The sequence below is a fragment of the Streptomyces sp. NPDC007991 genome (assembly GCF_042958445.1).
Classification (GTDB): Bacteria; Actinomycetota; Actinomycetes; order Streptomycetales; family Streptomycetaceae; genus Streptomyces.
Window position 1 is genome coordinate 1 of the sequence record NZ_JBIBJD010000014.1, and the last position, 26,061, is coordinate 26,061.

At 72.9% G+C, this 26,061-nt stretch carries 21 protein-coding genes and 1 pseudogene; 13 read left to right on the forward strand and 9 right to left on the reverse strand.

Annotation, left to right across the window (positions count from 1 at the left end):
• Positions 1-335, reverse strand: a 335-nt coding sequence (locus ACFZDA_RS34050) for a LysR family transcriptional regulator (RefSeq protein WP_391089106.1), incomplete at its 3' end; no start/stop codon positions are given.
• A 114-nt stretch (positions 336-449) separates the two neighbouring features.
• Between ACFZDA_RS34050 and ACFZDA_RS34055 the strand changes: the two genes are divergently transcribed.
• From ACFZDA_RS34055 to ACFZDA_RS34065, 3 genes are all read left to right on the forward strand, one after another.
• A complete protein-coding gene (locus ACFZDA_RS34055) occupies positions 450-881 on the forward strand; it encodes an NfeD family protein (protein ID WP_391089108.1) in 432 nt (143 codons plus the stop codon).
• Positions 882-885: 4 nt separating this feature from the next.
• Entirely contained in the window at positions 886-1,923 is a 1,038-nt protein-coding gene (locus ACFZDA_RS34060; RefSeq protein WP_391089109.1) for an SPFH domain-containing protein, read from the forward strand.
• Positions 1,924-2,293: 370 nt separating this feature from the next.
• Complete coding sequence (locus ACFZDA_RS34065) at positions 2,294-2,803, forward strand: flavodoxin domain-containing protein (RefSeq protein ID WP_391089111.1); 510 nt, start codon at positions 2,294-2,296, stop codon at positions 2,801-2,803.
• Positions 2,804-2,827: 24 nt separating this feature from the next.
• On the opposite strand, the gene ACFZDA_RS34070 is transcribed toward ACFZDA_RS34065, so the two are convergent.
• From ACFZDA_RS34070 to ACFZDA_RS34080, 3 genes are all read right to left on the reverse strand, one after another.
• Complete coding sequence (locus ACFZDA_RS34070) at positions 2,828-3,259, reverse strand: hypothetical protein (protein WP_391089113.1); 432 nt, start codon at positions 3,257-3,259, stop codon at positions 2,828-2,830.
• Positions 3,260-3,436: 177 nt separating this feature from the next.
• Positions 3,437-3,811, reverse strand: a complete 375-nt coding sequence (locus tag ACFZDA_RS34075) for a TraR/DksA C4-type zinc finger protein (protein WP_391089114.1) — start codon at positions 3,809-3,811, stop codon at positions 3,437-3,439.
• A gap of 58 nt (positions 3,812-3,869) precedes the next feature.
• A complete protein-coding gene (locus ACFZDA_RS34080) occupies positions 3,870-4,184 on the reverse strand; it encodes a TraR/DksA C4-type zinc finger protein (protein ID WP_391089115.1) in 315 nt (104 codons plus the stop codon).
• 265 nt (positions 4,185-4,449) lie between these two features.
• Here ACFZDA_RS34080 and ACFZDA_RS34085 point away from each other — a divergent pair, with 265 nt between their 5' ends.
• The 3 genes from ACFZDA_RS34085 (at position 4,450) to secD (ending at position 9,437) form a co-directional block, all read left to right on the forward strand.
• On the forward strand, positions 4,450-5,403 hold the full coding sequence (locus ACFZDA_RS34085; RefSeq protein WP_391089117.1) for a histidine kinase: 954 nt from the start codon (positions 4,450-4,452) through the stop codon (positions 5,401-5,403).
• Between the two features lie 2 nt (positions 5,404-5,405).
• The gene (locus tag ACFZDA_RS34090; RefSeq protein WP_391089119.1) at positions 5,406-6,089 is read left to right on the forward strand and encodes a response regulator; all 684 of its coding nucleotides are present in this window, start codon (positions 5,406-5,408) and stop codon (positions 6,087-6,089) included.
• A 1,080-nt stretch (positions 6,090-7,169) separates the two neighbouring features.
• The gene (secD, locus tag ACFZDA_RS34095) at positions 7,170-9,437 is read left to right on the forward strand and encodes a protein translocase subunit SecD (RefSeq protein WP_391089121.1); all 2,268 of its coding nucleotides are present in this window, start codon (positions 7,170-7,172) and stop codon (positions 9,435-9,437) included.
• A gap of 80 nt (positions 9,438-9,517) precedes the next feature.
• On the opposite strand, the gene ACFZDA_RS34100 is transcribed toward secD, so the two are convergent.
• Positions 9,518-9,955, reverse strand: a complete 438-nt coding sequence (locus ACFZDA_RS34100; RefSeq protein WP_391089123.1) for a hypothetical protein — start codon at positions 9,953-9,955, stop codon at positions 9,518-9,520.
• A gap of 86 nt (positions 9,956-10,041) precedes the next feature.
• Here ACFZDA_RS34100 and ACFZDA_RS34105 point away from each other — a divergent pair, with 86 nt between their 5' ends.
• Together ACFZDA_RS34105 and folE are read left to right on the forward strand one after the other, a co-directional pair.
• Positions 10,042-10,743, forward strand: coding sequence for a helix-turn-helix domain-containing protein (locus ACFZDA_RS34105; RefSeq protein WP_391089358.1), 702 nt, complete (start codon positions 10,042-10,044; stop codon positions 10,741-10,743).
• A gap of 52 nt (positions 10,744-10,795) precedes the next feature.
• Positions 10,796-11,497, forward strand: a complete 702-nt coding sequence (gene folE, locus ACFZDA_RS34110) for a GTP cyclohydrolase I FolE (RefSeq protein WP_391089125.1) — start codon at positions 10,796-10,798, stop codon at positions 11,495-11,497.
• 16 nt (positions 11,498-11,513) lie between these two features.
• Here folE and ACFZDA_RS34115 read toward each other — a convergent pair whose 3' ends face one another.
• Positions 11,514-11,885, reverse strand: coding sequence for a DUF6223 family protein (locus ACFZDA_RS34115; RefSeq protein ID WP_391089127.1), 372 nt, complete (start codon positions 11,883-11,885; stop codon positions 11,514-11,516).
• 220 nt (positions 11,886-12,105) lie between these two features.
• Between ACFZDA_RS34115 and ACFZDA_RS34120 the strand changes: the two genes are divergently transcribed.
• The 3 genes from ACFZDA_RS34120 to ACFZDA_RS34130 all read left to right on the forward strand — a co-directional run bounded on the left by ACFZDA_RS34120 (position 12,106) and on the right by ACFZDA_RS34130 (position 14,529).
• Positions 12,106-13,233, forward strand: a complete 1,128-nt coding sequence (locus tag ACFZDA_RS34120; protein ID WP_391089129.1) for a histidine kinase — start codon at positions 12,106-12,108, stop codon at positions 13,231-13,233.
• The gene (locus ACFZDA_RS34125; RefSeq protein ID WP_391089130.1) at positions 13,230-13,892 is read left to right on the forward strand and encodes a response regulator; all 663 of its coding nucleotides are present in this window, start codon (positions 13,230-13,232) and stop codon (positions 13,890-13,892) included. The genes ACFZDA_RS34120 and ACFZDA_RS34125 overlap by 4 nt, the downstream gene beginning before the upstream one ends.
• Before the next feature lie 100 nt (positions 13,893-13,992).
• Positions 13,993-14,529: a hypothetical protein gene (locus ACFZDA_RS34130; protein ID WP_391089132.1), complete on the forward strand. Its 537-nt coding sequence runs from the start codon at positions 13,993-13,995 to the stop codon at positions 14,527-14,529.
• 5 nt (positions 14,530-14,534) lie between these two features.
• Here ACFZDA_RS34130 and ACFZDA_RS34135 read toward each other — a convergent pair.
• Positions 14,535-15,646, reverse strand: a pseudogene (locus ACFZDA_RS34135) (ABC transporter substrate-binding protein).
• Positions 15,647-15,761: 115 nt separating this feature from the next.
• Positions 15,762-16,637 carry a helix-turn-helix domain-containing protein gene (locus ACFZDA_RS34140; protein WP_391089134.1) on the reverse strand — a complete coding sequence of 292 codons (876 nt, stop codon included), beginning with the start codon at positions 16,635-16,637 and terminating at the stop codon, positions 15,762-15,764.
• Positions 16,638-16,794: 157 nt separating this feature from the next.
• Between ACFZDA_RS34140 and ACFZDA_RS34145 the strand changes: the two genes are divergently transcribed.
• Complete coding sequence (locus ACFZDA_RS34145; protein ID WP_391089136.1) at positions 16,795-17,115, forward strand: carboxymuconolactone decarboxylase family protein; 321 nt, start codon at positions 16,795-16,797, stop codon at positions 17,113-17,115.
• A 50-nt stretch (positions 17,116-17,165) separates the two neighbouring features.
• Complete coding sequence (locus ACFZDA_RS34150; protein WP_391089138.1) at positions 17,166-17,579, forward strand: cupin domain-containing protein; 414 nt, start codon at positions 17,166-17,168, stop codon at positions 17,577-17,579.
• A gap of 93 nt (positions 17,580-17,672) precedes the next feature.
• Here ACFZDA_RS34150 and ACFZDA_RS34155 read toward each other — a convergent pair whose 3' ends face one another.
• Positions 17,673-25,691, reverse strand: coding sequence for an SDR family NAD(P)-dependent oxidoreductase (locus tag ACFZDA_RS34155; RefSeq protein ID WP_391089140.1), 8,019 nt, complete (start codon positions 25,689-25,691; stop codon positions 17,673-17,675).
• Positions 25,692-26,061 lie beyond the last annotated feature (370 nt).

Below are 26,061 nucleotides of genomic sequence, written 5' to 3' on the forward strand. Positions count from 1 at the left end.
GCACTCACCAACGTCGTCAGCGGCTCCACCGCCTGCGACGGCATCGACGCCACATCCAGGCGCCCCTCACGCAGCTCATGCACCGCCGCGACACTGGCCCGCGCCGTCTGAAGACTGCGCACGGCCTCCCGGGCAGGCTCGATCAGGGCCCTTCCGGCCTCCGTCAGCACTGCCCTGCGCCCGATGCGATGGAACAGCTCGGAACCCAGATCACGCTCCAGAGCCCGCACGGCCTGCGACAGCGACGGCTGCGACACATACAGAGCCGAGGCCGCGCGGTTGAATCCCCCACGATCAACGATCGCGAGGAAGTACTCCAGCTGCCGAATGTCCATACGCGCCCTCCCGCCGTCCAGGATTTCCTTTCCCAGGGGTATCGCCGCCGTCCCGATGGGGGTCCAATGGTAGAAGCAGGCTCTCCGCGCAGAGCCGGTCAGAAGAGGCACGCAATGGACCCATGGTTGATTTGGTTGATCATCGCGGCCGTGCTGGCCGCAGCGGAGATCTTCACCCTCACGGCCGCACTCGGAATGCTGAGTGCCGCCGCGTTCGTCACGGCGGGGTCCGCCGCGCTCGGGCTGCCGGTGCCGTTTCAATTCCTGGTGTTCACCGTCGTCGCCACAGTCACCGTGCTGTTCGTACGCCCCATCGCACTGCGCCACGTATTCCAGCCCCCAACAGAGCGCTTCGGCGTCGACGCACTGGTCGGCAGGGCTGCCTATGTCGTCTCGGAGGTGACGGGACTGGGCGGCAGGGTCCGCATCGACGGCGAGGAGTGGACGGCCCGCGCCTACGACGAGACGCTGGTCATTCCTGCTGGAAAGACCGTCGACGTCATGGAGATCAGCGGCGCGACAGCGATCGTCTACCCCCGGGACTGAAACCATGGAAACCACGGCGTTCTTGATTGCCGGCCTGATCGTCGCGCTGATCGCGGTTTTCACCGTGGTGCGGGCGGTCCGTATCGTGCCCCAGGCACGCGCTCGTAATGTCGAGCGGCTCGGCCGTTACCACCGGACCCTGACACCCGGCCTCAGCCTCGTGATCCCTTACATCGACCGGGTTCATCCGGTGATCGACCTACGCGAACAGGTCGTCTCCTTCAAACCGCAGCCGGTCATCACCGAGGACAATCTGGTCGTCGAGATCGACACCGTTCTGTATTTCCAGGTCACGGATCCGCGAGCGGCTTTCTACGAGATCGCGAACTTCCTTCAGGCGGTCGAGCAGCTCACCGTCACCACCTTGCGCAACGTCGTGGGATCCATGGACCTGGAAAAGACCCTCACCTCACGGGACACCATCAACAGCCAGCTCCGCGGCGTGCTGGACGAGGCCACCGGCAAGTGGGGACTGAGGGTCAACCGGGTGGAGATCAAGGCCATCGACCCCCCGCAGTCCATCAAGGACGCGATGCAGAAGCAGATGCGAGCCGAGCGGGACAAGCGAGCCGCGATCCTCGGAGCCGAGGGACAACGCCAGTCGCAGATTCTCACCGCCGAAGGCGACAAGCAGGCCGCCGTCCTGCGTGCGGAGGGAAACCGAACGGCCGCGATCCTCCAGGCCGAGGGCCAGTCCCGGGCCATCGACGAGGTGTTCCAGGCCGTGCACCGCAACGACCCCGACCCCAAGCTGCTCGCCTGGCAGTACCTCCAGACGCTGCCCCAGCTGGCGCAAGGCTCGGGCAACAACTTCTGGGTGATCCCCAGCGAGATCACCGCCGCGCTCCAGGGGATGTCCCGCGCCTTCACCGAGGTACTGCCCCCGTCGCCGGCCACCGTCGCGAAGCCCTCGGACGACATGGCCGCCCAGGCCGCCGACGACACGGCACAGGCGGCGCAAGCCGCTGCCGCGGCCCTCGCCGACGCCGCCAAGGCCGAGGGCGTCAACCCTGATGCCCTGCCGTCTCAGCCGCCTCGTTGACCACGTCTGCCTGGCCGGGACGCCGGCACGCAGCAGCTGCCCGCGCACCTCGCGCATGAACGGCGGGGGCGGGGTCAGCTCGGGGCCGACCGGCCACTTCCTCCTTCTTCTGCGGTCTCTGCTCCGTCTCCCTCCCCGGCCACATCCTGCGATCAGAACCCCGATCGCGTGGGCGCCGCCGTGCTGCTTGAGCACCTCGGCCGGGTCCTCCCTGCGGGCGTCGATGAGGACGCCGCTCGGCCCTCACACGGTGCGGAATCCGGCCTTCAGCCGCGTGGCCGAGGCCACCGCTGCGCGTGCGGCCGGGCAAGCCGCCGTGCACGGTGTTCCTGAGGGATGGTTACGAAGGCTGCGAGAGGAGGGGACCGTCATGCCGAGCAGGGTGCTGGTCGCCTACGGGACGACGAACGGATCGACCGCGCAGATCGCGGAGGCCATCGCCGACGTACTGCGCAGGCAGGGACTGACGGCCGAGGCCATGCCCGCCCGCGCCGTGGCGAGCGTGCAGTCGTACGACGCCGTGGTGGTCGGCGGTGGCCTGTACGCGGGGCGCTGGCACAAGGACGCGCGCCGCTTCGTGCGACGTCACGCCCGCGAGCTGGCCCGGCGTCCGCTGTGGCTCTTCAGCAGCGGCCCCCTCGACCCGTCGGCCTCGGAACGCGACATCCCGCCCGTTCCCGGCGTCCGACGGGCGATGATCCGGCTCGACGCCCGGGAGCACGTCACGTTCGGCGGCCGCCTCGAAGAGGGAGCCAAGGGATTCATCGCCCGGAAGATCCTCTCTTCCGGAAAGGGCGGAGACTTCCGCGACTTCGGTCAGATCGAGGCATGGGCCGCGCGCATCGCCGGCGAACTCGTGAAGGAGCCGCCCCGGAGCTGAATCGACGGGGGACCCGAACCGCTGTCACGCCGCAGCCAGGGCCGCCGTCCCCAGGGCGATCAGCCCCACGGTCTTGAGGACTTCCAGGCCGATGTACATGACGTGGGCGCGTGAGCGGGGGAGATCCTCACCGGTGAGCACCCGGTCGGTGCGGCGGTTGAGAACCGGGCGGACAACCGCGAGCTGCACGGCGAGCAACGTCACCGCACAGGCGGTGCACACCGCGACGAACACGCTGGGCGAGCCGGTCGCCACGGCCGCCACGACGACCACGGCGAGGACCGACTCGACGATGTTGAGGGCCCGGAAGACCAGCCGGCCGATGCCCAGCCCCAGCGGGACGGTCACGCCCGGCGCGCGGAACTTGAGGGGTGCCTCCAGGAACGAGATGCCCAGGACCATGCCCAGCCAGGTGAAGGCGGCCGCGCCTGCCACGGCGGCCGAGGGTGCGTTCATGAGACGGCTCCCGGTCGTCGGTTCGTTCGACCGTCCAGTGTGCGGCCCCGGCGCCCTCTCGGGATACCGGGGCCGGGATCCGCAGCACCCATCTACTGACGGACGAGCCGTGACATCGCGGGCCTGCCTGGCAGCTGTCGTAGCCGGGGGCTCTGTGTCGTCGATTGTGTGCGCCGGTCAGGGGATCGCCTCCTTCACCTGCTGGCAGCGGGCGCAGTAGCGGGCCTGCGGCACGATCATCAGCCGTCGCCGGTCGACGGGGCGCCGGCAAAGTTGGCAGGTGCCGTAGGAGCCCTCCTGCATGCGGGCGAGAGCCGCTTCGACGTCGGCGAGGACCATACGGGCGGACGCCGCGAGTTTGACGCGGACCTCCACCTGCGCGGCGGTCTGCCGCCCGCGCCGGTCGTCGGCACGGGAGGCGGCGGGCCCGGCGAGCTGACGCAGTTGCTCTTGGCGGAACAGACGCTGTTCGTGCAGGTTGTCGCGCAGCGCGGCGAGGTCGTCGGCCGACAGATGGGCCGTGCTCCCGCCGATGGTCTGGTGGGTCACCACGTCACCCCTTTTGAGGCAGGGCGTAGGAGGTCGGTACGGGCGTCGGGCAGTCGGTCGGTCAGGTGGCGAGGCGCCGGCAGGCGACGCAGTAGCGGGTGTAGGGCAGGATCTCCAGGCGTTCCGGGGGGACGGGTTTGGCGCAGCCCAGGCACGTTCCGTAGGTGCCGTCCTCGACGCGGGTGAAAGCTTCGTCGATCTCTTTCAGGACCCGCTCCATCGCGGTCTTCTGCACGGCCAGCAGGTGATCGTCGTCCGCGCTGGGCCCGGCCTCGTCGAGGGCCTGCAGCTGCGCCAGGCGCGAGGTGCGGGCATGTTCCAGCCGCTGACGGGCGTCGTGAAGGTGGGGCTCGGCCCGGGTGACATCGAGCGACATGATCGGTCCCTTTCTCGGCGGCACAGGCGGCATACGGCACACCTGGGCGGGTTCGTGTGTCTTCCACCCTGGCCGGACCGGTGGCGGATACCCATCGGGCGCGGGGCCCATTTGTGCCGGGGCGGGGGATCCACGCGGTCGCGTCGTGAGTGGCGCGCGACCTGGGAAATGGGGGCCGGGCCCCATCGACGGGCCGCCGCGCACGGCCCGATGATGGAGGTGAACCGAGGTTTTCCAGGGGTTTTCCAGGAGAGGCGGAGGGCCGGTGTCCTTGTTCTGGCGGATCTTCGCCCTCAACGCCGTGGTACTGGGCACAGCCACGGCCCTGCTGCTGTGGGCCCCGGTGACCGTCTCCGTGCCCGTTCTGCTCACCGAGGCGGTCATCCTCGTCGGGGGGCTGGTCGTCATGCTCGTCGCCAACGCCGCGCTGCTCAGGCTCGGCCTGGCCCCGCTGGGCCGGCTGACCAAGCTGATGACCACCGTGGACCTGCTGCGTCCCGGCCAGCGCCTGCCCGCGTCCGGCGGCGGCGAGATCAACGAGGTGATCCGTACGTTCAACGCCATGCTGGAGCGGCTGGAGCACGAGAGGGCCACCAGCAGTGCCCGGGCCCTGCTGGCCCAGGAGGCGGAACGGCGCCGCATCGCGCAGGAACTCCACGACGAGGTCGGCCAGAGCATGACCGCGATCCTGCTGGAGCTCAAGCGAGCCTCGGACGAGGCACCGCCGCCGCTGCGCGAGCAGTTGCACGAGGTGCAGGAGATCACCCGGGAGAGCCTGGACGAAGTGCGCCGGCTGGCCCGCAGGCTGCGGCCCGGAGTGCTGGACGACCTGGGTCTGGTCAGCGCGCTGATCTCGCTCACCGAGGACTTCGCCACCCACACCGGATTGCAGGTCACCCGTCGTTTCGATGCCGACCTGCCGGCCCTGGCGCCGGAGACGGAACTGGTCCTGTACCGCGTCGCCCAGGAGTCGATGACCAACGTCGCCCGGCACGCGGACGCCACCCAGGTCACCGTCGCCCTGCGCCGCACCGACGACCAGGTGGTGCTGGCCGTCACCGACGACGGCTGCGGTGTCGAGGCCCCCCGAGAAGGCGCCGGCATCCGCGGCATGCGCGAACGGGCGCTGCTCGTCGGAGGCAGCCTCGAGATCACCCCGGCACCCGACACCGGCACCCGGGTCCAGCTCACCGCGCCCGTGTCCAGGAAGCAGCCCTGACCATGCCCGAAACGACCACGAACGCCACGACGGGGACGAGCACGATCCGCATCCTGCTCGCCGACGACCACGCGCTGGTGCGCCGCGGCGTGCGGCTCATCCTGGACCGGGAACCGGACCTCGAGGTGGTCGCCGAGGCCGGGGACGGCGCCGAGGCCATCGAGATGGCCCGCACCCGCGACGTCGACCTGGCCGTGCTGGACATCGCCATGCCGCGTCTGACCGGCCTCCAGGCCGCCCGTGAACTGGCCGCCCTCAAGCCGGGCCTGCGGATCATGATGCTCACGATGCACGACAACGAGCAGTACTTCTTCCAGGCCCTGAAGGCCGGTGCGAACGGGTACGTGCTGAAGTCCGTCGCCGACCGGGACCTGGTCGCCGCGTGCCGGGCCGCGATGCGGGACGAGCCGTTCCTGTATCCGGGCGCGGTCACCGCGCTGATCCGCAACTACCTCGACCGGGCCCGCCACGGCGAGGAGACGCCCGACCAGATCCTGACACCCCGCGAGGAAGAGGTGCTCAAGCTGGTGGCCGAGGGGCATTCCTCCAAGGAGATCGCCGACCTGCTGTTCATCAGCATCAAGACCGTCCAGCGGCACCGCGCCAACCTGCTCCAGAAACTCGGCCTGCGGGACCGCCTGGAACTCACGCGGTACGCCATCCGCGCCGGCCTGATCGAGGCCTGAGCCGCCGGGGCGCACGACCATGAAAGAGGGATGGTGCATGCACCGCATCGCGCGCACCGCCCCCGCTACCGGCGGCGCCCGACGCCCAGTCGCGCTCCTGGCGGCCGTCCTCCTGGCACTGCTGACCGCACTCGGCATCGCCGGTCCGCCGCCCGGCACGACGGCCGAGCCGGTGGCCGCCGCGGTGGCAGGGGCCGGCTGGTACGGGGACACCGGCCCGGGGGCGGGGGACGGGTGCGACGCCGTTGGGGCCTGTGGGCCGAGCGTCGGCGAGGGGTGTGACGTCGTCGGTGCCGGCGGGTCGCGCACTGGCGATGGGTGTGACGTCGTCGGTGCTCACGGGACGCGCACCGGCGACGGGTACGACACGGTCGGGGCCTGGGGGCCGAGCGTCGGTGAGGAGTGTGACGTCGTCGGTGCCGGCGGGTCGCGCACTGGCGATGGGTGTGACGTCGTCGGTGCCCACGGGACGCGCACCGGCGGCCCGTGCGACACCGTCTCTGAAAGCGGGCCGCGCGCCGGCGACGGTTGTGGCGCCGTCGGGGCCAACGGGCCCTCCGCCGACGCCGGATGCAAAACCGTCGGTGTCCACGGGCCGCGCGCCGGCGAGGGGTACGACACGGTCGGTGCCCACGGGCCGCGCGCCGGCGAGGGGTACGACACGGTCGGTGTCCACGGGCCGCGCGCCGGCGAGGGGTACGACACGGTCGGGGCCTGGGGGCCGAGCGTCGGCGAGGGGTGTGACGTCGTCGGTGCCCACGGGCCGCGTGCCGGCGGTGGATGCGACGCCGTCTGCGCCGTCCGCGTGGCAACCCGCCCGGAGCCCCACAGCGAGCATCCCGGCCCCCGCGGGCACCCCGCCACCCGCCCCACCGGCACTGACGTCGCCCCAGCCGTCAGCGCCGCGCGGGCCCCCGCACCGGCCGTGCACACCCCCTGCTCGGATCCCCACGCACTCCGTGACCGCGGTCGGGCACCCCCTGCGGCCTCCGGCATCTGACACCCCCCTTTCCCTCCCTCTCCTCGACAGCACCCCGGCCGCGTCCGCGTGGTCGTGGTCGCGCCTGCCGGAGGCCCCCGTTGAACCGTTCCGTGCGTGTGAGGGCGCTGCTCGCCCTCGCCGTGATCGCCCTGTCCCTCTACATCGCCGTCACCGTGCCGGTCCGCCTCGGACTCGATCTGCGCGGTGGTACGCAGCTCGTGCTGGAAACCCGCTCCACCCCCACCACCGACGCCGACCGTGAGGCCACCGACCGCACCCTGGAGGTACTGCGCGGCCGTATCGACGGACTCGGCGTCGCCGAACCCACCCTCGTCCGCTCCGGTGAGAACCGGATCATCGTCGAACTGCCCGGCGTGCAGGACCCGGAGAAGGCGGCCGAGGTGCTGGGCCGTACCGCACAACTCACCTTCCATCCGGTGCTCGGCACCGCCGACCAGGCCGTCGACCGCACCGACGAGTCCTCCCGGCCGCTGCCGAAGCGGCCCCGGGAGCACGTCCTGCCCGACGAGTCCGGCACGCCGCTGCGTCTCGGGGCCGCCGCGCTGACCGGAGAGGACGTCAAGGAGGCCGCCGCCCGGTTCGACCAGCAGGGCGGAGCCGGATGGCACGTCACCGTCGGCTTCGAGGGCGACGGCCGCGCCGGCTGGGCCCGGCTGACCGGTGAGGCCGCCTGCCACCCGGCGGGCGATCCGGCCCGGCGTGTGGCCATCGTCCTCGACGACAAGGTCATCTCCTCGCCGCAGGTCGAGCCGTCCGTCGCCTGCGGGACCGGCATCCGCGACGGCGCCACGCAGATCACGGGCTCCTTCACGCCGGAGGAGGCCCGGGAGCTCTCCCTGCTCGTCAACGGCGGGGCCCTGCCCGTGCCCGTCGAGACCGTGGAGCAGCGCACCGTCGGCCCGACGCTCGGGGCGCAGGCCATCACCGCGAGTGCCTGGGCTGCGGCCATCGGCACCGCGCTGACCTCGCTGTTCATCATCGGCGTCTACCGGCTGATGGGTGTCCTGGCCGCTGTCGGCCTGGTCTGCTACGGCCTCGTCTCCTACGCCGCCCTGGCCGCGCTCGGCGCCACCCTGACCCTGCCGGGCCTGGCCGGTTTCGTCCTGGCGATCGGCCTGGCCGTGGACGCCAACGTGCTGGTCTTCGAACGGGCCCGGGAGGAGTACGCGGCCCGCCGCCGGCCCAGTACGCGCTCGGCGCTGGCGGCCGGCTTCCGCAACGCCTTCAGCGCGATCGCCGACTCCAACATCACCACGCTGATCGCGGCCGCCCTGCTGTTCTTCCTCGCCTCCGGGCCGGTGCGGGGCTTCGGCGTCACCCTGGGCATCGGGGTGCTCGGCTCCATGTTCAGCGCTCTGGTGATCACCCGCGTGCTCGCCGAGGCCGCCGTGAGCCCCCTCCGGGTACGCCGCCGCCCCCGCCTCACCGGCATCGCCACCACCGGCGCGGTCCGCGACCGCCTCACCCGCCGCGCCCCCCGGCTGATGCACCGGCCACGCCGCTGGCTGGCCGTGTCGACCGCCGCGCTGGTCCTGGCCGGCTCGGGCATCGCGGTGCGCGGCATCGACCTCGGTGTGGAGTTCACCGGTGGCCGCCTGATCGAGTACTCCACCACCGGCCCCGTCGATCCCGACCGGGTCCGCACCGCCCTCGCCGACGCCGGATTCCCCCGGGCCGTCGTGCAGTCCTCCGGCGGAACGGGCCTGACGGTGCGCACCGATCCGCTGACCGACGCCGAGGAGACGGAGGTCACCGGGACCGTGCGCGATCACGCGCGCGGGGCCGACAAGGTCCGTGACGAACTGGTCGGCCCCAGTCTGGGCGAGGAGCTGCGGCGCGGTGCCCTGATCGCGCTCGCCGTGGCGCTCGGCGCCCAGTTCGTCTACCTCGCGGCACGCTTCCGGTGGGTGTTCGGCACGGCGGCGGTCGTCGCCCTCGCACACGACGTGGTGATCCTCGTCGGCGTCTTCGCCTGGCTTGGCAGGCCCGTCGACGGAGTGTTCCTGGCGGCGCTGCTCACCGTCATCGGCTACTCGGTCAACGACTCGGTGGTCCTCTTCGACCGTGTGCGGGAACTCGCCCGCAGGACCCCCGGTGCGCCGCTGCCCGACCTCACCGACCGGGCCATCGCGCAGACCCTGCCCCGGACCGTGAACACGGGCATGGGCGCCGCGTTCATCCTCACCGCCCTCGCCGTGCTCGGCGGGTCCTCGCTCACCGACTTCGCCCTTGCTCTGCTCATCGGTCTCGTGGTCGGTACGTACTCCTCCGTCCTCACCGCCGCCCCGGTGGCGATCGGGCTCCACCACCGCACCCCGTACCGGCAGCCGTCCGTCCGTACCTGACCCGGCCGGGGGACCGGGCGCGGGAGAGGCGGGTGAGCTCGATGCTCACCCGCCTTCCCCCGTCCGTGCGCGCCGCCCTGTCAGTGCGGCTGCCGCTCGCCGTGGTAGCGCTGGGCGAGCCGGGCGAGGGCGACCGCGCCGAGCAGGAGACCGAAGTCGCGCAGCGCGATGTCGTAGTAGTCCGGGATGGTCAGCAGGTTGACGATGATCCCGGCCAGCCATCCGGCCACCAGCCAGGCCCCGAAGCGCGGGGCGAGAGCGACGACGAGACCGGCGACGATCTCGACGACGCCCACGGCGTACATGGCGTCCTGGGCGCTGCCGGGCACGATGTCGTTGATCCACGGCGCGAGGTACTTGGGCCAGTCCACGAGCAGGTTGGCGAACTTGTCCAGCCCGAACAGGATCGGCGCCACGGTGAACCCGACGCGCAGGATGACGAACGCCTGGTAGCCGGGATCGCCGAGCTCAGCCCTCCGGGACGCGACGGACCGGGAGGGGCGGGTGGTGGACGTCATGGCGCACCGTTCCTTCTATCGGCAACTCTCACCAACAATAGAAGCGCGGGCGGCTTCTTTAGTCAATGCCCATGGGTTTTACACTGGTGTTCGTGGATCACCCGAAAGAAGCACCCCACCCCGACGTCTCCGCGGTCGCCGCCCTGGACGAGCCGACCCGCAGGCGTCTGTACGACCACGTCGTGCGCCAGCCGGGGCCGGTCAGCCGCGACGAAGCCGCCACCGCTCTGGGCCTGGCGCGCCAGACCGCGGCCTTCCACCTGGACCGCCTGGCCGACGAAGCGCTCCTCGACGTCGTCTACGAACGGCGCAGCGGACGCACCGGTCCCGGAGCGGGCAGGCCGGCCAAGCTCTACAAGCGCTCCGCCAAGCAGGTCACCGTCAGCCTGCCCGAGCGCCACTACGAGCTCGCCGGACGGCTCCTCGCCCAGGCCCTGGAGGAATCCGAGGCCACGGGCGAACCGGTCCGCGCCGTCCTGCACCGAAAGGCCCACCGCCTCGGCGCACGGCTCGCCGGGCAGAGCGGCCCAGGAGTGTTCGACCTCCTGGAGGAGCACGGGTTCGAGCCCCGCCTCGACGGGGACGCGATCGTGCTGGGCAACTGCCCCTTCCACGCGCTCGCCCGCGAACACACCCAGACGGTGTGCGGCATGAACCTCCACCTGCTCCGCGGCGTCCTCGACGGGCTGGAGGACACCAGTCTCCACGCCCGCCTGGCGCCCAGCCCCGGCCACTGCTGTGTCCGTCTGGAGCCGGTTCCCGCCCCGCCCGCGACCGCGAGTCCCTGACCCACCACTCGCCGCCCGCCAGCCCCTTCCCCCGTCACACGAGAGGCACGTCATGGACCTCGCCGGATCGATCACCAGCCACGCGTCGGGCAGCCGCACATCGGGCAGCGACGACCTGCCCGCCCCCTCCGCGAGCATCCCCCGCCCGCAGGCGTCGGCACCCGCCCCCAAGCCCCTGCGCGTCGTGCACGACACCGACGGCATAGACCTGGCCGAAGCCGAACGCGCCGCCGCGAGCTTCCTCGCCGCACTCGGCCTCGACACCGGCACCGAAAGCCTGCACGGCACCCCCGGCCGTATGGCCCGTGCCTACGCCGAGCTGTTCAGCCCCCGCCCCTTCGACCTGACGACCTTCCCCAACGACGAGGGCTACGACGAGCTCGTGCTGGCCCGCAGCATCCCGGTGCGCTCGGTGTGCGAGCACCATCTGCTGCCCTTCACCGGCACCGCCCACGTCGGCTACCTCCCCGGCCACCGCATCCTCGGCCTGTCCAAACTGGCCCGCGTGGTCGAGCACTTCGCCTGCCGGCCCCAGGTCCAGGAACGCCTGACCAAGCAGGTCGCCGACTGGCTCCAGGCCCATCTCGAACCCAAGGGCGTCGGCGTCGTCATCGAGGCCGAGCACAGCTGTATGACCCTGCGCGGCGTCCAGGCCACGGGCTCCAGCACGCTCACCTCCACCCTCCTCGGCACCCTCCGCCACGACGCCCGCTCACGCGCCGAGTTCCTCTCCCTGACGGGGCTGCACTCCTGAAGCGCCGCGGGGCTCCTCAGGAACCCGGACGTACGCTCGCGCCCGCTCCCGTGCGGCGCGAGCGGGCCAGGACCAGCCCGCCGAGGACCGTGGCGATCAGCCCCACCAGCATCGCCACATAGGCCCCGCCCAGCCCGTTGCCGGTGCCGATACCACCGTCGGCGGTGGCCGCGACCAGCCCGCCGAGGGCCAGGCCGGTCAGCCCCGCCGCCATGGCCGCCCCGGCCACGAGAGAGGGGTTGACGGAGCCGATTCGGCCGGCCGGGCGGGCCAGGGCCAGACCGGCGACGACGAGGCCGGCCAGCCCCAGCAGCGCGCCCGTGGCGGCTCCGAGGCGCCCGGGACCGGAGTCGTAGACGGCGGCGGCGAACACGTGATGAGCAGACATCGAGATGCTCCTTCTCTTCCCATGACCGGATGCCGTCCGAGCATGTCCGCCCGGGCCGGCCCCGGTCGTCCGGCGGACGCGGACACTTCGCACTGCCGCCGACGCCGCAGCGGCCTGCCGCGAAAGCCGCACGGAGGCGTGCGCGTACCGCATGTGCGGTAGCCGGCCACTCGCCCGCGAGGCGGACTCGCCCGGGGCGGCGGCCGGTTAGGGTGCGTGCATGAGTGCAGGTGAGACCCGGGTCCGGGCTCTTGTCGGCGACTGGGTCATCGCCGTGGGCGTGGCGGGGACGCTGCTGGTCACGGGCGTGTCCGGGCAACCCTCCGCCACGGACCGGGACATGCTCGGGTACGCGCTGCTGACCGCCGGCGGGCTGGCCCTGGCCGCGCGCCGCCGGGCTCCGGTCCCCGTCCTGGCCGTCACCGGGCTGTGCGCGGTGGCGTATCAGGCGGCCGGCTTCGATGTGCCCGCCGTCGCCTATCTGTTCGCGGTGTACGCGGCCGTGCGGGCGGGACACCGGGCCGCCGCCGTCGCGGCGAGCCTGACCGTGCTGGGCGCTCTCCCGCTCGCCGCTCTCGCCTCGGGACTCCACGACACGGGCGAGGCGTTCGCGCGGGCCCGGGGCGCCCTCGAAATCGCCTGGCTGATCGCCGCCGGGGCCGCCGGGGAAGCGCTGCGGCAGGCCGAGCGGCGGGCGGACGAGGCCGAACGCACCCGGGAAGAGACCGCACGACGCCGCGCCGACGAGGAACGGCTGCGCATCGCACGGGAACTGCACGACGCTCTGACCCATCAGATCTCGGTCATCAAGGTGCAGGCCGACGCGGCCGTCCACGTGGCGCGCAGACGAGGCGAAGAGGTACCGGAGGCCCTGCTGGCGATCCGGGAGGCCGGCCGCGAGGCGGCCAGGGAGCTGCGCGTGACGCTGGAGGCGCTGCGCGACGACGACACGACCCCGCCGCGCGGCCTCGACGACGTGCCCGACCTGGTGGAACGGGCCGGCGGAACGGGTCTGAAGGCGACCCTGACGATCGAGGGACAGCGGCACGACGTGCCGGCCGCGGTCGGCCGGACCGTCTACCGGATCGTCCAGGAGTCGCTCACCAACATCGCCCGGCACGCGGACGCCGACACGGCCTCGGTCCGCATCGACTGCCGTCCGGACGCCCTGTCCCTCCGTATAGACGACGACGGCAAGGCCACCACGGCCGTCGCGCCGGCGCCCGGCGTCGGGCTCCAGGGCATGCGTGAGCGCGTCACCGCCCTCGGCGGCCGGCTGCGGGCGGAGCCGCGCGGCGAGGGCGGCTTCACCGTCCAGGCCGAACTCCCCCTGGACGGGGCGTCATGATCCGGGTCCTGCTCGTCGACGACCAGCCGCTCATCCGCAGCGGATTCCGCGCGCTCCTCGACCTGGAGGACGACATCGAGGTGGTGGCGGAGGCCGCCGACGGCGGCGCGGGCCTGGAACTCGCCCGCGAGCACCTGCCCGATGTCGCGCTCGTCGACATCCAGATGCCCGTCGTCGACGGCATCGAGGCGACCCGGCGCGTCGCCGCGGACCCGGACCTGGCCGGGGTGCACGTCGTCATCCTGACCAACTACGGCCTCGACGAGTACGTGTTCGACGCGCTGCGCGCCGGCGCCGCCGGATTCCTGGTCAAGGACATCATGCCGGAGGACTTCCTGCACGCCGTACGCGTCGCGGCGCGCGGCGACGCCCTGCTCGCCCCCTCGATCACCCGCAAGCTCATCAACCGGTACGTCACCCAGCCGCCCCTCGCCCTCACCGGCTCGGCGCTTCAGGAGCTGACCGGCCGTGAACGCGAGGCCGTGGTCCTGGTCGCGCGGGGCCTGTCCAACGACGAGATCGCCGACCGGCTGGTGATCAGCCCGCTCACCGCGAAGACCCACATCAACCGGGCCATGACCAAGCTCCACGCCCGTGACCGGGCCCAACTCGTGATCCTCGCCTACGAATCCGGCCTGGTCGCCCCACGCGACTCCTGACACCGGCGGCCCGTCGTCGCGGTTCGCCGGACCCGCCGGCCCGCAGCGGGCTACTGTACGCACACGCCGCGCCGCTCTCGGTCGACCGAGGAGGAAACCTGTGTCATCGCCCTGCGGCCCCGAGCACGCTCCCGCCGGAGATGTGGGCGCAGCACTCATGATGATCGACTCTCGGCTCAAGGCCATCCACGACGGCAGGTCCGGGACCGACGCCGAGCAACAGGCGCTGACCGACCAGTTCGCCGCGTCCTTGGGGCCGCGCGGGGTCGACGACATCCTCGACGGCGCGTGCACGCTCATCTACATGTTCATGCAGTGGCTGCGGATGGCCTACGAGGACCACGACAAGGACGTCATCGAGTGCGTCGTGCCCAACCTCGTGGCCACGATGCGCATGATGCCCAGGAGCGTCCGTCCCGAAGCCATCCCCACCATGGCGGGACTGGTCGTCGCGGCGGGCACCGGCCTGAGCCCCAGTCTGTGGCGCAAGCAGTACGGAGACTGGACCATGGACGAGATGAATGCCCTGGAAGCCACCGCCTTCCTGCTCGCGGAGCACATCAACCGAATCACCGACGACCGCGACTTCGCCACCCGCATGATCACCGAAGCCCTGACCAGGGTGGACGAAGCCTGAGGCGTTCAACCGGTGTGGAGGATCCGGAAGCGATCGGGATCCACCGGGTCTCGGTCGACGACGTGGACCGGCGGCACGGCCCATTGCCACACGTTGATGCCCGGCACGCGCGAGAACCGGATCCGACCGCGGGTGCCCGCCACGTCCACGCGCGGCCAGGACGCTGCCGTGCGCGCCCGGTCCGTGCCGTGCGTACGCAGCAGGCCGGCGAGGACGGCGATCGTGTCGTAGCCCTCGAAGGCCACGAAGGAGGGCGCTTCGGCCAGGCGTTCGCGGAGGGTCGTCTCGACGCGTGCACCGAGTGGGCCGAGGCGCTCGGGCCGGTAGCGCAGGAACGGGATCGCGGCGCCGTCGTCGCCCAGCGACGTCGCCCATTCCGTGAACTCCGGCTGCCCGGCCGGAGCACCGATCATGACCTGGGCGAGGCGCTGGTCGCGGCGGACGGACCGGACGATCGGCACGGCCGGCTCCGGATGGCCGACCAGAAGGAGGAGCGCTGTCGCGCCATGACCGGCGAGTTCGTCGCAGACGGCCGCCGGGGTGAGCACGCTCATGTCGAGCTCGATGACGGTGCCGCCGCGCGTGGTGAGGTGCTCCCGCAGAATGCTGGTCCCGGAGGCCCAGTAGACACTCGGCTGGGCGGCCACGGCGATGCGGCGGTGGCCCGCGCCGAGGAGGAAGTCCGCGTAGACCCGCCAGCCCCGGGACTGCGGCGGGGAGAGGCGCGCGACCCATTCCGTCGGCTGTTCGGTGAGCGTGTCGAGAACCGCCGACGAGCAGAGGAACGGCAGCCCGAGCGCGTCCGCCCTGGCGGCGGCGGCGCGAGCGACCACGCTGTGATACTCCCCGGCCAGGGCGGCCACGCCCAGGCCGGCCAACTCGTCCACGGCCGCCGCGGCCCTCTCGGGATCAGCCGCGGTGTCCCGGACCACCAGCTCGAGAGCCCTGCCGGCGATCCCGCCCGCGTCATTGACCTCATCGACGGCCAGCTCGAGCCCGGCGAGCAGGTGCCGGCCCGCCTCGACCCAGCCGGGCCGGGCCAGCGGAACGAGAGCGCCGATCCGCACGGCTGGTCCGTCGGTCCGCTCCACTCCAGGGGCCATGGCGGCGTATGCATGGGTGGGCGCCTCCCGCGTGACGATTCCGTCGCCGAACCTATACGACCCCAGGTCCCGCGGGTTCACGGGTAGTCCGCGCTCCGGGTGGCGATGTGCCGTGACCGGGGGCGCTGTTCAGCCGCGGTCGGAGGTGGCCGAGGCGTCCTCGGTGGACGCCCACGCGGCCAGCAGCCGGAGGGTGTCGTGGTCCGGGGCGGCGGGCTCGGCGGAATAGGCGGTCAGGGTCAGGCCCGGCTGCGAGGGCAGTTCCATCGCGTCGAAGTCGAGGGTGATCTCACCGACGGCCGGATGGCGGAAGGCCTTGCGGCCGGTGTGGTGCAGGCGCACGTTGTGCTTGGCCCAGGCGGTGCGGAACTCCTCGCTGCGAGTGACGAGTTCGCCGATCAGCCCGGTCAGCTCGGTGTCGCCGGGGGCCCGCCCGGCCTCCGTGCGCAGCAGGGCCACCGTGGTGTTGAGGGACTGCTCCCAGTCGGGGAAGAAGTCCCTGCCCGCGGGGTTCAGGAACTGGAAGCGGGCGATGTTGACCGTCCGAGCGCCGTGGTCTTCGAACAGGGGGGCGTACAGCGCGCGCCCCAGGCGGTTCACGGCGAGGATGTCCAGACGGCCGTTGCGGATGAAGGCCGGGGAGTCCGACATGGAGTCCAGGACACGCAGCACGCTGTCCGGCAGCGGGCCGCGGGCGCGGTTCGTGCGGCGGGCGGGACGCCTGGCGACGGCCCGGGCCAGGTCGTACAGGTGGGCGCGCTCGGCGTCATCCAGCCGCAGAGCACCCGCGACGGCGTCGAGGACCTCCTCTGACGCCCCGGCGAGGTGACCGCGCTCCAGACGGACGTAATAGTCGACGCTGACCCCGGCGAGCAGCGCGACCTCCTCACGCCGCAGCCCCGGCACGCGCCGGTTGCCTCCGTGGGCGGGCAGGCCGGCCTGCTGCGGGGTGATCTTCGCGCGCCGGGAGGCGAGGAACCCGCGGATGTCGCTCTCGGTACTCACGGGTTCCAGGCTAGGGCGGCCGGTGCGGATGAGGGGGGTCCTGTCGGTACCTGGAACGACCGTGCCTTCCCCGCCCGGCCGGCCCGCGGTTTCCTCGAAGGCGGTGGATCCGCGGATCCACCGGAACGTACGCGAAGTCATCGCAGGGAGTCATGAGATGCCGAAGCAGTCCGCGCCTCAGGAGCTGGCCCGGATCGCGCCGAAGCTCGTCGAGGTCACCGACGACGTGCTCTTCGGCGACGTATGGGAACGTGCCGAGCTGTCCCCGCGGGACCGGAGCCTGGTGACGGTGAGCGTGCTGGCCGCGCTGTACCGCAGCGAGCAGTTGCCCTACCACCTGGGTGTCGCGCTGGAGAACGGGCTCACGGTGGAAGAGCTGTCCGAGGCGATCACGCACCTGGCCTTCTACGCCGGCTGGCCCAACGCCATGACCGCCGTCACCCAGCTGAAGAAGACCGCCGACGAGCGAGCCTCGTGACGCCCGGCCCGCCCGCACTCGGCCACTTCTTCGGAGCAAGGAGAACAGTCGTGGAACACATCACGCAAACCCCCACCGTCAAAGCCCCGGCAGAGCGTTTCGCCGGCGAGGTCTACCTGAACATGATCGAGGCCCCCTCCGACCCGGCCCGCCTGGCGTCCGCGCTGGTGCGGTTCACGCCCGGTGCCCGGACGAACTGGCACTCCCACGCCAAGGGCCAGGTCCTGTACGTCACCGACGGCGTCGGTCTGGTCGGCACCCGCGACGGCGGCGTGGTGCGGATCACCGCCGGGGAGACCGTCAAGTGCCCGCCCGGCGAGGAGCACTGGCACGGTGCCACCGACACCAGCCTCATGGCGCACATCGCCATGGTCGTCGGCGACGAGGACGGGGACGGCACGACCTGGCTGGAGCCCGTCACCGGCGAGCAGTACGCCGCCGCCCTGGCCGCCGTCGGCCACTGACAGCGCGTCCGCTCGCCGACGGCACACCGCCGTCGCCCGAGGGCTGGGCGCGCCCACGACGACGGCCGGCGAGTGCCGCAGCCGGGTGGGAACTCACCGGTCCCGCTTCACCGTTCGCGCGTCGATCCAGGTGCGGATCGCCGACGCGGTCGTCCGCGCGTGTTCCCGCATCATCGTCAGGTGGTCTCCGGGGACGTCCACGACATCGTGCGCCGCGGGCCAGGACGTCCGCCAGTCGTCCGCGCCGGCCGAGGCCGCCATGGCGGGCGTGGGCCGCAGCGCGCGGACGAGGAGCGTGGGCGTGGCGACCGGCTCGGGGTCCCAGCCGAGGAAGATCCGGTTGTAGGCGCCGATCGCGGCCAGGGCGCTGTCGTCGTCCCCGGCGACGAGGGGCTGTCCGGTGTCCTGCGCCGGCGGGGCGGCCAGGGACAGCAGCCAGTCCTTGCCGCTGTTGTCCGGCGATATGTGGTACGTGTCCAGCAGCACCAGGCCCGCCGGTGCCCGGCCCATGGCCTCCAGCTCGTGGGCCACCACGTGCGCCACGTTGCCGCCCGCCGACCGCCCTACGACCACGAAGGGCCCGTCCCCGACATGCCGCAGGACGCTCTCGGCCTGCGTGCGGGCCAGGGCGTGGCGGTCCTGGGGTACGGCCGCACCGGCGCCGATCCCGGGGTGCGGGAACTCCAGGACCTCCAGATCGTCCTGCAGAGCGCGGTGAAAGCGGGGGAAGTCCCCGCCGTCCGAGGCGACCGACGGATGGTAGGCCGGGACGTAGACGACCGTCGGCCGTCCGGAACCGGAGCGGCCCGAGGAGCGGCGGATCGGGGGCAGCGCGTGCTCACGGCCCTGGGCGGCCGTGAAGGCGGGCAGCGCCCAGGACGCGGTGACGAGCAGGTGCATCGCCGCCACCGGCTGTCCGGCGGCACTGACCGTCCGGAACAGGGAGGAGAGGGTGTGCGCCGGCCGCTCGGGCCCGGTGGCCCCGGCGGCGTCGGCGGCTTCTGCGGTCTCGGGAGCCGGTTCGTCGTCCAGCAGGCCGAGCAGGTGGCGTGCCAGTTCCTCGGCCGTACGGTGCTCGAACACCACCGCGGCCGACAGCCGGAGCTTCAGCGCCGTGCTCAGCCGGTTGCGGATCTGCACGGCGGTGAGGGAGTCGAACCCCAGGTCGGCGAGGGACTTGCCGGCCGGCAGCGTCTCGGCGTCCGGGTAGCCGAGCACCGCGGCCACGTCGCCCCGCACCAACTCCACGAGCGCCGGCTCCCGTTCGCCGGGGGCCATCGAGGCCAGCCTCTTCCGCCAGGTTCCCGGCTCCGGCATCCGGCCGGGGGAGTTCGAGGCCGTCGTCACGGCGGGCGGCCCGCTGTGCCGGACGAGTCCGCGCAACGGCGCCGGCAGGTGCCCCGCACCGATCCGGCCGGACCGAAGCGCCGCCCGGTCCAGCAGGATCGGCGCCAGGACCGGCTCCGTCGAGCCCAGCGCGGCGTCGAACAGGGCCATGCCCTGCCGGGTGGACAACGCCATCAACAGGTCACGTGCCCGCGGGCGCTGGGGGATCTGCCCCGCCGCCATGCCCCCGGTGTGCTCCCACGGCCCCCACGCCAGCGAGACCGCCGGCAGCCCCTCGGCGGCGCGGCGGAGGGCGAGCGCATCGAGGAACGAGTTCGCGGCCGCGTAGTTGCCCTGCCCCGCCCGGCCCAGCAGACCGGAGACGGAGGAGAACAGGACGAACGCCGAAAGACCCAGGTCCCGGGTCAGTTCGTGCAGGTTCAAGGCGGCGTCGGCCTTCGGCCGCAGCACCGCCGCCATCCGCTCGGGGGTCAGCGAGTCCAGCACGCCGTCGTCGAGAACCCCGGCGGCGTGCACCACAGCCGTCAGCGGCGGCTCGCAGCGCTTGACCACCTCGGCCAGCGCGGCACGGTCGGCCGCGTCACAGGCGACGATGCCGACCCGGGCCCCCAACTCCTCCAGGGCGGTGCGCAGTTCCGCCGCCCCGGGCGCCTGCGGCCCACGGCGCCCGGTCAGCAGCAGATGCCGTACGCCGTGTTCGGCGACCAGGTGACGAGCCAGCTCCGCGCCCAGCGCGCCGGTGCCTCCGGTGATCAGCACCGTACCGTCCGGGCCGAAGGAAGCCCCCGCGCCTGGGGCGGCACCGGCCGCGGCCAGCCGCAAAACCGTCACCTGCCCGTCCCGCACCCGGAGTTGTGACTCCCCGGTGGCGACGGCCGACGGCAGCATCCGCAGTGACTCGGGCCGCCCGTCGACATCCACCAGGACGACACGACCGGGCAGCTCCGACTGCGCCGTGCGCACCAGTCCCCAGACCGCCGCACCGGCCAGGTCCGGTACCGGGCCGGTGGCGTTCCGCGTGACCACGACCAGCCGTGAGCCGGCCGTGCCCGGGTCGTCCTGCCAGTCCTGGAGCGCTGCGAGGACGCGCCCCGTCAACTCGTGCGTCGCCGGCAACGGATCGCAGCCGGTCGCACGGGCGACGGCTGTGACGGCGACGAGATCGGGATCCGTGCCGCCGGGCAGATGCCCGGCGAGGTTCAGCTCGTCCGGCCCGCGCACGGCCCACGCGCCCTGATCGGCGTCACCGGAGACGTCGAGGACGTCCCACTCGGGCCGCAGCAGACCCCTTCCGACGAAGCCGTCCGTCACATCGGCCCCGTCTGTCCGGTCGGCGGGGAGTTCCCTGGTGGTCAGCGCGTCCACGCGGGCCACGACCTGGCCGGACGAGTCGGTCAAGACCAGCGAGACCGTGTCCGGGCCCGTCGGCGTCGCCCTGACCCGCACCTGCGTGGCTCCCCAGGCGTGCAGGCTCACCCCGCTCCACGCGAACGGCACCCGGACCGTGCCCGAGCCGGCGGACGCGGCCAGCAGCGGCGCGTGCGACGCCGCGTCGAGCAGTGCCGGGTGGAGTCCGAAGCGGTCCGCTTCCGAGCTGGCGGACGCGGGCAGCCGGACCTCCGCGAAGACGTCGTCGCCGCGCCGCCACACGGCGCCGACCCCCTGGAAGGCAGGCCCGTAGGCCAGGTCGGCGTCGGCGAGGGCGGCGTACGCGCCGGTGAGGTCCACCGACTCGGCGCCCCGGGGCGGCCACTGGGCCGGCTCCTCCCGCGGAGCGCGGACCCGGCCCAGATGTCCCGAGACGTTCCGGGTCCATGGGGCCGCGGACTCCTCCGGCCCCGGCTCCTCCGGTCGGGAGTAGACGTCCACCGGCCTCCGGCCCGAGTCGTCGTCCCGCGCACCCACCACGACCTGGACCCGTACCCCCGCGGAACCGGACAGCGCGAGCGGCGCCGGCATCACGAGTTCGTCGACCGCCCCGCAGCCCACCTCCTCGCCCGCCCGCAGGGCCATCTCCACGAACACCGTCGCCGGCACGACCACCCTCCCGGCGACGACATGGTCCGCGAGCCAGGGCTGCGTCGCGAGGGACAACGACCCCGTCAGCACCGTCCGGTCGGTGTCCGGCACCGGGAAGGCCGGCCCCAGCAGGTCCCCGGCGTGGGCCGTCGCCGGGCGCGGTGCGTCCAGCCAGTACCGCTGCCGCTGGAAGGCGTACGTCGGCAGATCCACACGGCGCGCACCGGAACCCGCGTACACCGCCGCCCAGTCGACCGCGGCCCCGGCCACATGCAGCCGCGCCACGGCCGACAGGAGTGTCTCCGGTTCGTACGCACCGCCGCGTGTGGCCACGGCGAGAACGGAGCCGCTCGCGGGTGCCTCGGTCAGACAGTCGGTGGCCGCCGCGGTGAGTACGGGGCCCGGGCCGAGTTCCAGGCAGACGCGGACTTCGTCGTCCGCGAGCCGGTGCACGGCGTCGGCGAAGCGCACGGGCAGCCGGGCATGCCGCGCCCAGTACTCGGGCGAGCACAGTTCCTCGGGCTCGGCGAGCCGGCCCGTCACGGTGGAGACGATCGGGATGCGCGGCGGTCGGAAGGTCAACTCGCGTGCCACACCCAGGAATTCGTCGAGCATCGGCGTCACCAGGGGCGAGTGGAAGGCATGACTCACCCGCAGCCGTACCGCCCTGCGGCCGCGTGCCTCGAAGCCGGCCGCTACCGCGAGCGCGGCGTCCCGTTCCCCGGAGATCACGACCGAACGGGGCCCGTTGACGGACGCGATGGTCACCTGCGCCTTAGACCCCGCGAGCGCTGTGACGACTTCCTCCTCCGTCCCGTCCAGCGCCACCATCGCACCGCCGTCGGGCAAGGCCTGCATCAGCCGGCCGCGCGCGCCGACGAGCGTCGCGGCGTCGGGCAGATCGAGCACGCCGGCGACGTGCGCGGCCGTCAGTTCGCCGACGGAGTGGCCCACAAGGCGGTCGGCCCGCACGCCCCACGACTGGAGCAACCGGAACAGCGCCACCTCGAAGGCGAACAGTCCGGCCTGTGCGAAGTCCGTACGGTCCACCAGAGCCGCTTCCGGCGAGCCCGGCTCGGCGGACAGCACCGCGCTCAGCGGCCGGGGGAGACGGTCGTCCAGGTAACGGCAGATCTCGTCGAAGGCGTCGGCGAAGACAGGGAAGACGGCACGCAGTTCGGCGCCCATCCGAGGGCGCTGGGCACCTTGCCCCGTGAACAGGAAGGCCGTACGGATCTCCGGGTCGGCCAGTCCTCGGACGACTCCCGGGGCGAACCGGCCCTGCGCGAAGGCGTTCAGCGCCTCCAGCATCCGGGCCCGGTCACCGGCCGGCACGAACGCGCGGTGGGGGAGGGCGGAGCGCGACACCGCCAGCGAGTGGGCGATGTCGGTGGGCGACAGGCCCGGCCGGTTCGCCGCAGCGACCGCCAGCCGCCGGGCCTGGGCGCGGAGGGCGGTCTCGTCGGCGGCGGAGATCAGCCACGGTACGGCGGCGGAGAGCGGCCCGGGATCGGCAGCCGTCGCGGCTGTCTCCCGCGAGTCAGCCGACTCCGGCGAGACAGGCGTCTCGCTTCCCGGCGCCTCTTCCAGAATCACATGCGCGTTCGTCCCGCCGATCCCGAAGGCCGAGACCCCGGCACGCCGTGGCCGGTCCGAGGCCGGCCACGGCCGGGGTGCGGTCAGCAGTTCCACGCGGCCGGCCGACCAGTCGACGTGCGGTGTGGGCGAGTCGGCGTGCAGGGTCCGGGGCAGTTCGCCGTGCCGCAGGGCCTGCACCATCTTGATGACGCCGGCGACACCGGCCGCCGCCTGGGTGTGCCCGAGGTTGGACTTGACCGACCCGAGCCACAGCGGCCGCTCGCGGCCCTGCCCGTACGTGGCCAGCAGGGCCTGCGCCTCGATTGGGTCGCCCAGCCGCGTGCCCGTACCGTGGGCCTCCACCGCGTCCACGTCATCGGCGCGCAGCCCCGCGTCCGCCAGCGCCCGCGTGATCAGCCGCCGCTGTGCCGGGCCGTGGGGCGCGGCGAGCCCGTTGGACGCGCCGTCGGAGTTCACGGCGGAGCCGCGGAGCACGGCCAGGACCGGATGGCCGCGCCGCCGCGCGTCGGACAGCCGCTCCAGCAGGACGAGCCCCACGCCCTCGCCCCAGGCCGTGCCGTCGGCCGCCGCCGAGAACGACTTGCAGCGCCCGTCCGGCGACAGCCCGCGCTGCCGGCTGAACGCCAGGAACGGCTTGGGCGTCGCCATCACCGTGACCCCGCCGGCCAGCGCCAGCGAGCACTCGCCCGAGCGCAGCGCCCGCGCCGCCCAGTGCAGCGCCACGAGTGAGGACGAGCAGGCGGTGTCGACCGTGATCGCGGGACCGCGCAGACCGTACACGTACGAGATCCGCCCGGAGGCCACACTGCCCGCCGAGCCCAGCCCCAGGTGCGCCTCCAGCTCGTGGGAGCGGGTGAGGCGGGCGGAGTAGTCGCCGTACATCACGCCCACGAACACACCGGTGTCGCTCTCGCGCACCGACGCCGGGTCGATCCCGGCCCGTTCCCACACCTCCCAGGACGTCTCCAGGAGCAGCCGCTGCTGCGGATCCATCGCGAGCGCCTCGCGCGGCGAGATCCCGAACAGCCCGGCGTCGAACTCCGCGACCCGGTGCAGGAACCCGCCGTGTCGCGTGTACGACCTGCCGATCCGGTCGGGATCGGGGTCGTACAGGGCGTCCAGGTCCCAGCCGCGGTCGGCCGGGAACTCCGAGACGGCGTCCCGCCCCTGCGCCACCAACTCCCACAAGTCTTCGGGGGAGTTGACGTCACCGGGATACCTGCAGCCCATGGCGACGATCACGACGGGATCGTCGTCCTCGCCGGACCGGCCCCATCCGCCGTACGCCTGCGGATGCCCCACGGGCCCGCCCTCGAAGAGCGCCCCGCGCAGGTACCGGGCCACTTCGGCGGGTGTCGGGTGGTCGAAGACCAGCGTCGACGGCAGGTCCAGACCGGTCAGCGCGCCGAGTCGGTCCACCAGCTCGACGACGCCGACGGAGGTCATGCCGAGATCGGTGAACGGGCTGTCCGCGCCGGGCAGATCGCCCGGTGCACGCCGGCAGACCTCGGCCGTTTCGGTGAGCACCGTTTCGCGCAACGCGCGCTCCTGGTCGCCCTGCGAGAGGGGCACAAGCCGCTCCCGCAGGGCGGCAGGGGCGGTGTCGGTCGCGGCCGGGGCGGGGGCGGCCAGCTCGTGCCGGGCGATCTTGCCGGAGGCGGTACGCGGGACGGCGGCGATCTCGCGGATCTCGGCCGGCACCTTGTAGTCGGCCAGCCGGGACCGGCACTCGGCGAGCACCTGCCGTGCGTCGAACCCCTCCGGACCCGGTACGACGTAGGCGACCGGCACTTCGCCGAGCACGTCGTGCGGCGCCCCCACGACCACGGCCTCGGACACACCGGGGCACTGCGCCAGCGCCTGCTCGATCTCCGTCGGGTGGATGTTCTCGCCGCCGCGGATGATCAGCTCGCTGACCCGGCCGGTGAGCCGCAGATGCCCGTGCTCGACACGGCGCCCGAGGTCGCCGGTGCGGTACCAGCCGTCCCGCAGCGCGGCGGCCGTCGCCTCGGGCTGCTCGTGGTACCCGGTCATCAGGCCCGGCCCCCGCACCCAGACCTCGCCCTCGGACCCGTCCGGGACGTCCTCGCCGCCGAGCGGGTCGACGACGCGCACGACCATGCCCGGAACGGGCGGCCCGCAGGAACCGTCGACCCTCGGCCCCTCGGGACGGTTCACCGCGATCATGCCGCAGGTCTCGGTACTGCCGTACGCGTCCAGGAGCGGCGCCCCGAGGGTCTCCTCCACCGCCGTGCGCAGTGCGGGACCGCTCGGCGCGCCGGCCACGAGGCACAGCCGCAGCGCGGGCGGGGCCTCGCCGCCCCCGTCGAGCAGCTGGTGATATGTCGCGGGGACGCCGGCCAGCAAGGTGAAGGGCCCGGCGTGCGCGGTGAGCAGCTCCTGCCGCAGACCGCCCGGCGGCAGCAGGTCCCCGGCGATCCGGGCGCTCGCGCCCACGGCCGTCACGCCCAGGATCGCCAGCGAGTGGCTGAAGCTGTGGAACAGCGGAAGCGGCCAGAGCAGCCGGTCGTCCGGCGAGAGACCGAAGATCGGGGCGTAGCAGGCGGCCACGGACCACAGCGCGGCCCGCTGCGTGGACAGCACGCCCTTGGGCCGGTGCGTGGTGCCGGAGGTGTAGAGCATCCAGGCCGGATCGTCGAGGCCGAGCGTGTCGATCTCCGCGTCTGCGCTGCTCTCGGCCGCGCTCCGGAACGATTCGGCGCCGTCCGGGACCGGTCCGCTCCCGGTGACCAAGGCGCCCAGGCCGTCGTACGGCGCTCCCAGGCGCCGCAGTTGTGCGAGGTGCGCGGCGTCGGTGATGACGAACGCGGCGCCGCTGTCCCGGAGAAAGTGGGCCAACTCGGCGTCGGAGGACCGCGGATTGAGCGGAACGCCTACCATCCCGGCGCGCAGGACGGCGAGGCAGCTCTCCACCGTCTCCACGCGGTTGCCGAGGCAGATCACGACCCGGTCGCCGCGCCGCAGCCCTGTCCGGACGAGGTGCGCGGCCAGGGAGCGCGTGCGCCGCTCCAACTCGGCGTAGGTGACGCCGCGCACGGAATCGGAGTAGGCGATCCGCTGCCCGGTCACCTCGGCGTGCCGCCGTAACAGCTCCGGCACCGGTCGGATCAGCTCGTCACGCCTCATGTCCCGCCTTCCGCAACCCCGCGCCGCAAATGATGTTGAGCCTAAGCGAACCCCGTGGCCGGCAACGCAGCACACCCGCCGCAACTCATCGGACGGCCGGCCCGGCAGCTCCGCCCGGTCGGTCCAGCCGGGTCCACGGCCAGGCGATGTCCGGATACGGCGGCGGCGTGAGGTCGGCCGGGTCCCAGAGCCGGGGGCTGCTCGTCGCCGACAGAGCGGGAGGACGCCGTGCTCGGCCGCCACCGCGGAGACCAGGTTGACATCCCGCCCGGGTGAGCAGTGAGTCCGGAGCGCACAGCCCCTGCCGGACCGCCACTGGGCCGGGCCATGCGTGCCTCTCGGGGTGGTGAGCGGTGGTGGCCGTCCGCCC

Coding starts and splice junctions, on each gene's coding strand:
- ACFZDA_RS34055 (WP_391089108.1), top strand. CDS start 450: ATGGACCCATGGTTGATTTGGTTGATCATCGCGGCCGTGCTGGCCGCA.
- ACFZDA_RS34060 (WP_391089109.1), top strand. CDS start 886: ATGGAAACCACGGCGTTCTTGATTGCCGGCCTGATCGTCGCGCTGATC.
- ACFZDA_RS34065 (WP_391089111.1), top strand. CDS start 2,294: ATGCCGAGCAGGGTGCTGGTCGCCTACGGGACGACGAACGGATCGACC.
- ACFZDA_RS34070 (WP_391089113.1), bottom strand. CDS start 3,259: ATGAACGCACCCTCGGCCGCCGTGGCAGGCGCGGCCGCCTTCACCTGG.
- ACFZDA_RS34080 (WP_391089115.1), bottom strand. CDS start 4,184: ATGTCGCTCGATGTCACCCGGGCCGAGCCCCACCTTCACGACGCCCGT.
- ACFZDA_RS34090 (WP_391089119.1), top strand. CDS start 5,406: ATGCCCGAAACGACCACGAACGCCACGACGGGGACGAGCACGATCCGC.
- ACFZDA_RS34100 (WP_391089123.1), bottom strand. CDS start 9,955: ATGACGTCCACCACCCGCCCCTCCCGGTCCGTCGCGTCCCGGAGGGCT.
- folE (WP_391089125.1), top strand. CDS start 10,796: ATGGACCTCGCCGGATCGATCACCAGCCACGCGTCGGGCAGCCGCACA.
- ACFZDA_RS34115 (WP_391089127.1), bottom strand. CDS start 11,885: ATGTCTGCTCATCACGTGTTCGCCGCCGCCGTCTACGACTCCGGTCCC.
- ACFZDA_RS34120 (WP_391089129.1), top strand. CDS start 12,106: ATGAGTGCAGGTGAGACCCGGGTCCGGGCTCTTGTCGGCGACTGGGTC.
- ACFZDA_RS34125 (WP_391089130.1), top strand. CDS start 13,230: ATGATCCGGGTCCTGCTCGTCGACGACCAGCCGCTCATCCGCAGCGGA.
- ACFZDA_RS34145 (WP_391089136.1), top strand. CDS start 16,795: ATGCCGAAGCAGTCCGCGCCTCAGGAGCTGGCCCGGATCGCGCCGAAG.
- ACFZDA_RS34155 (WP_391089140.1), bottom strand. CDS start 25,691: ATGAGGCGTGACGAGCTGATCCGACCGGTGCCGGAGCTGTTACGGCGG.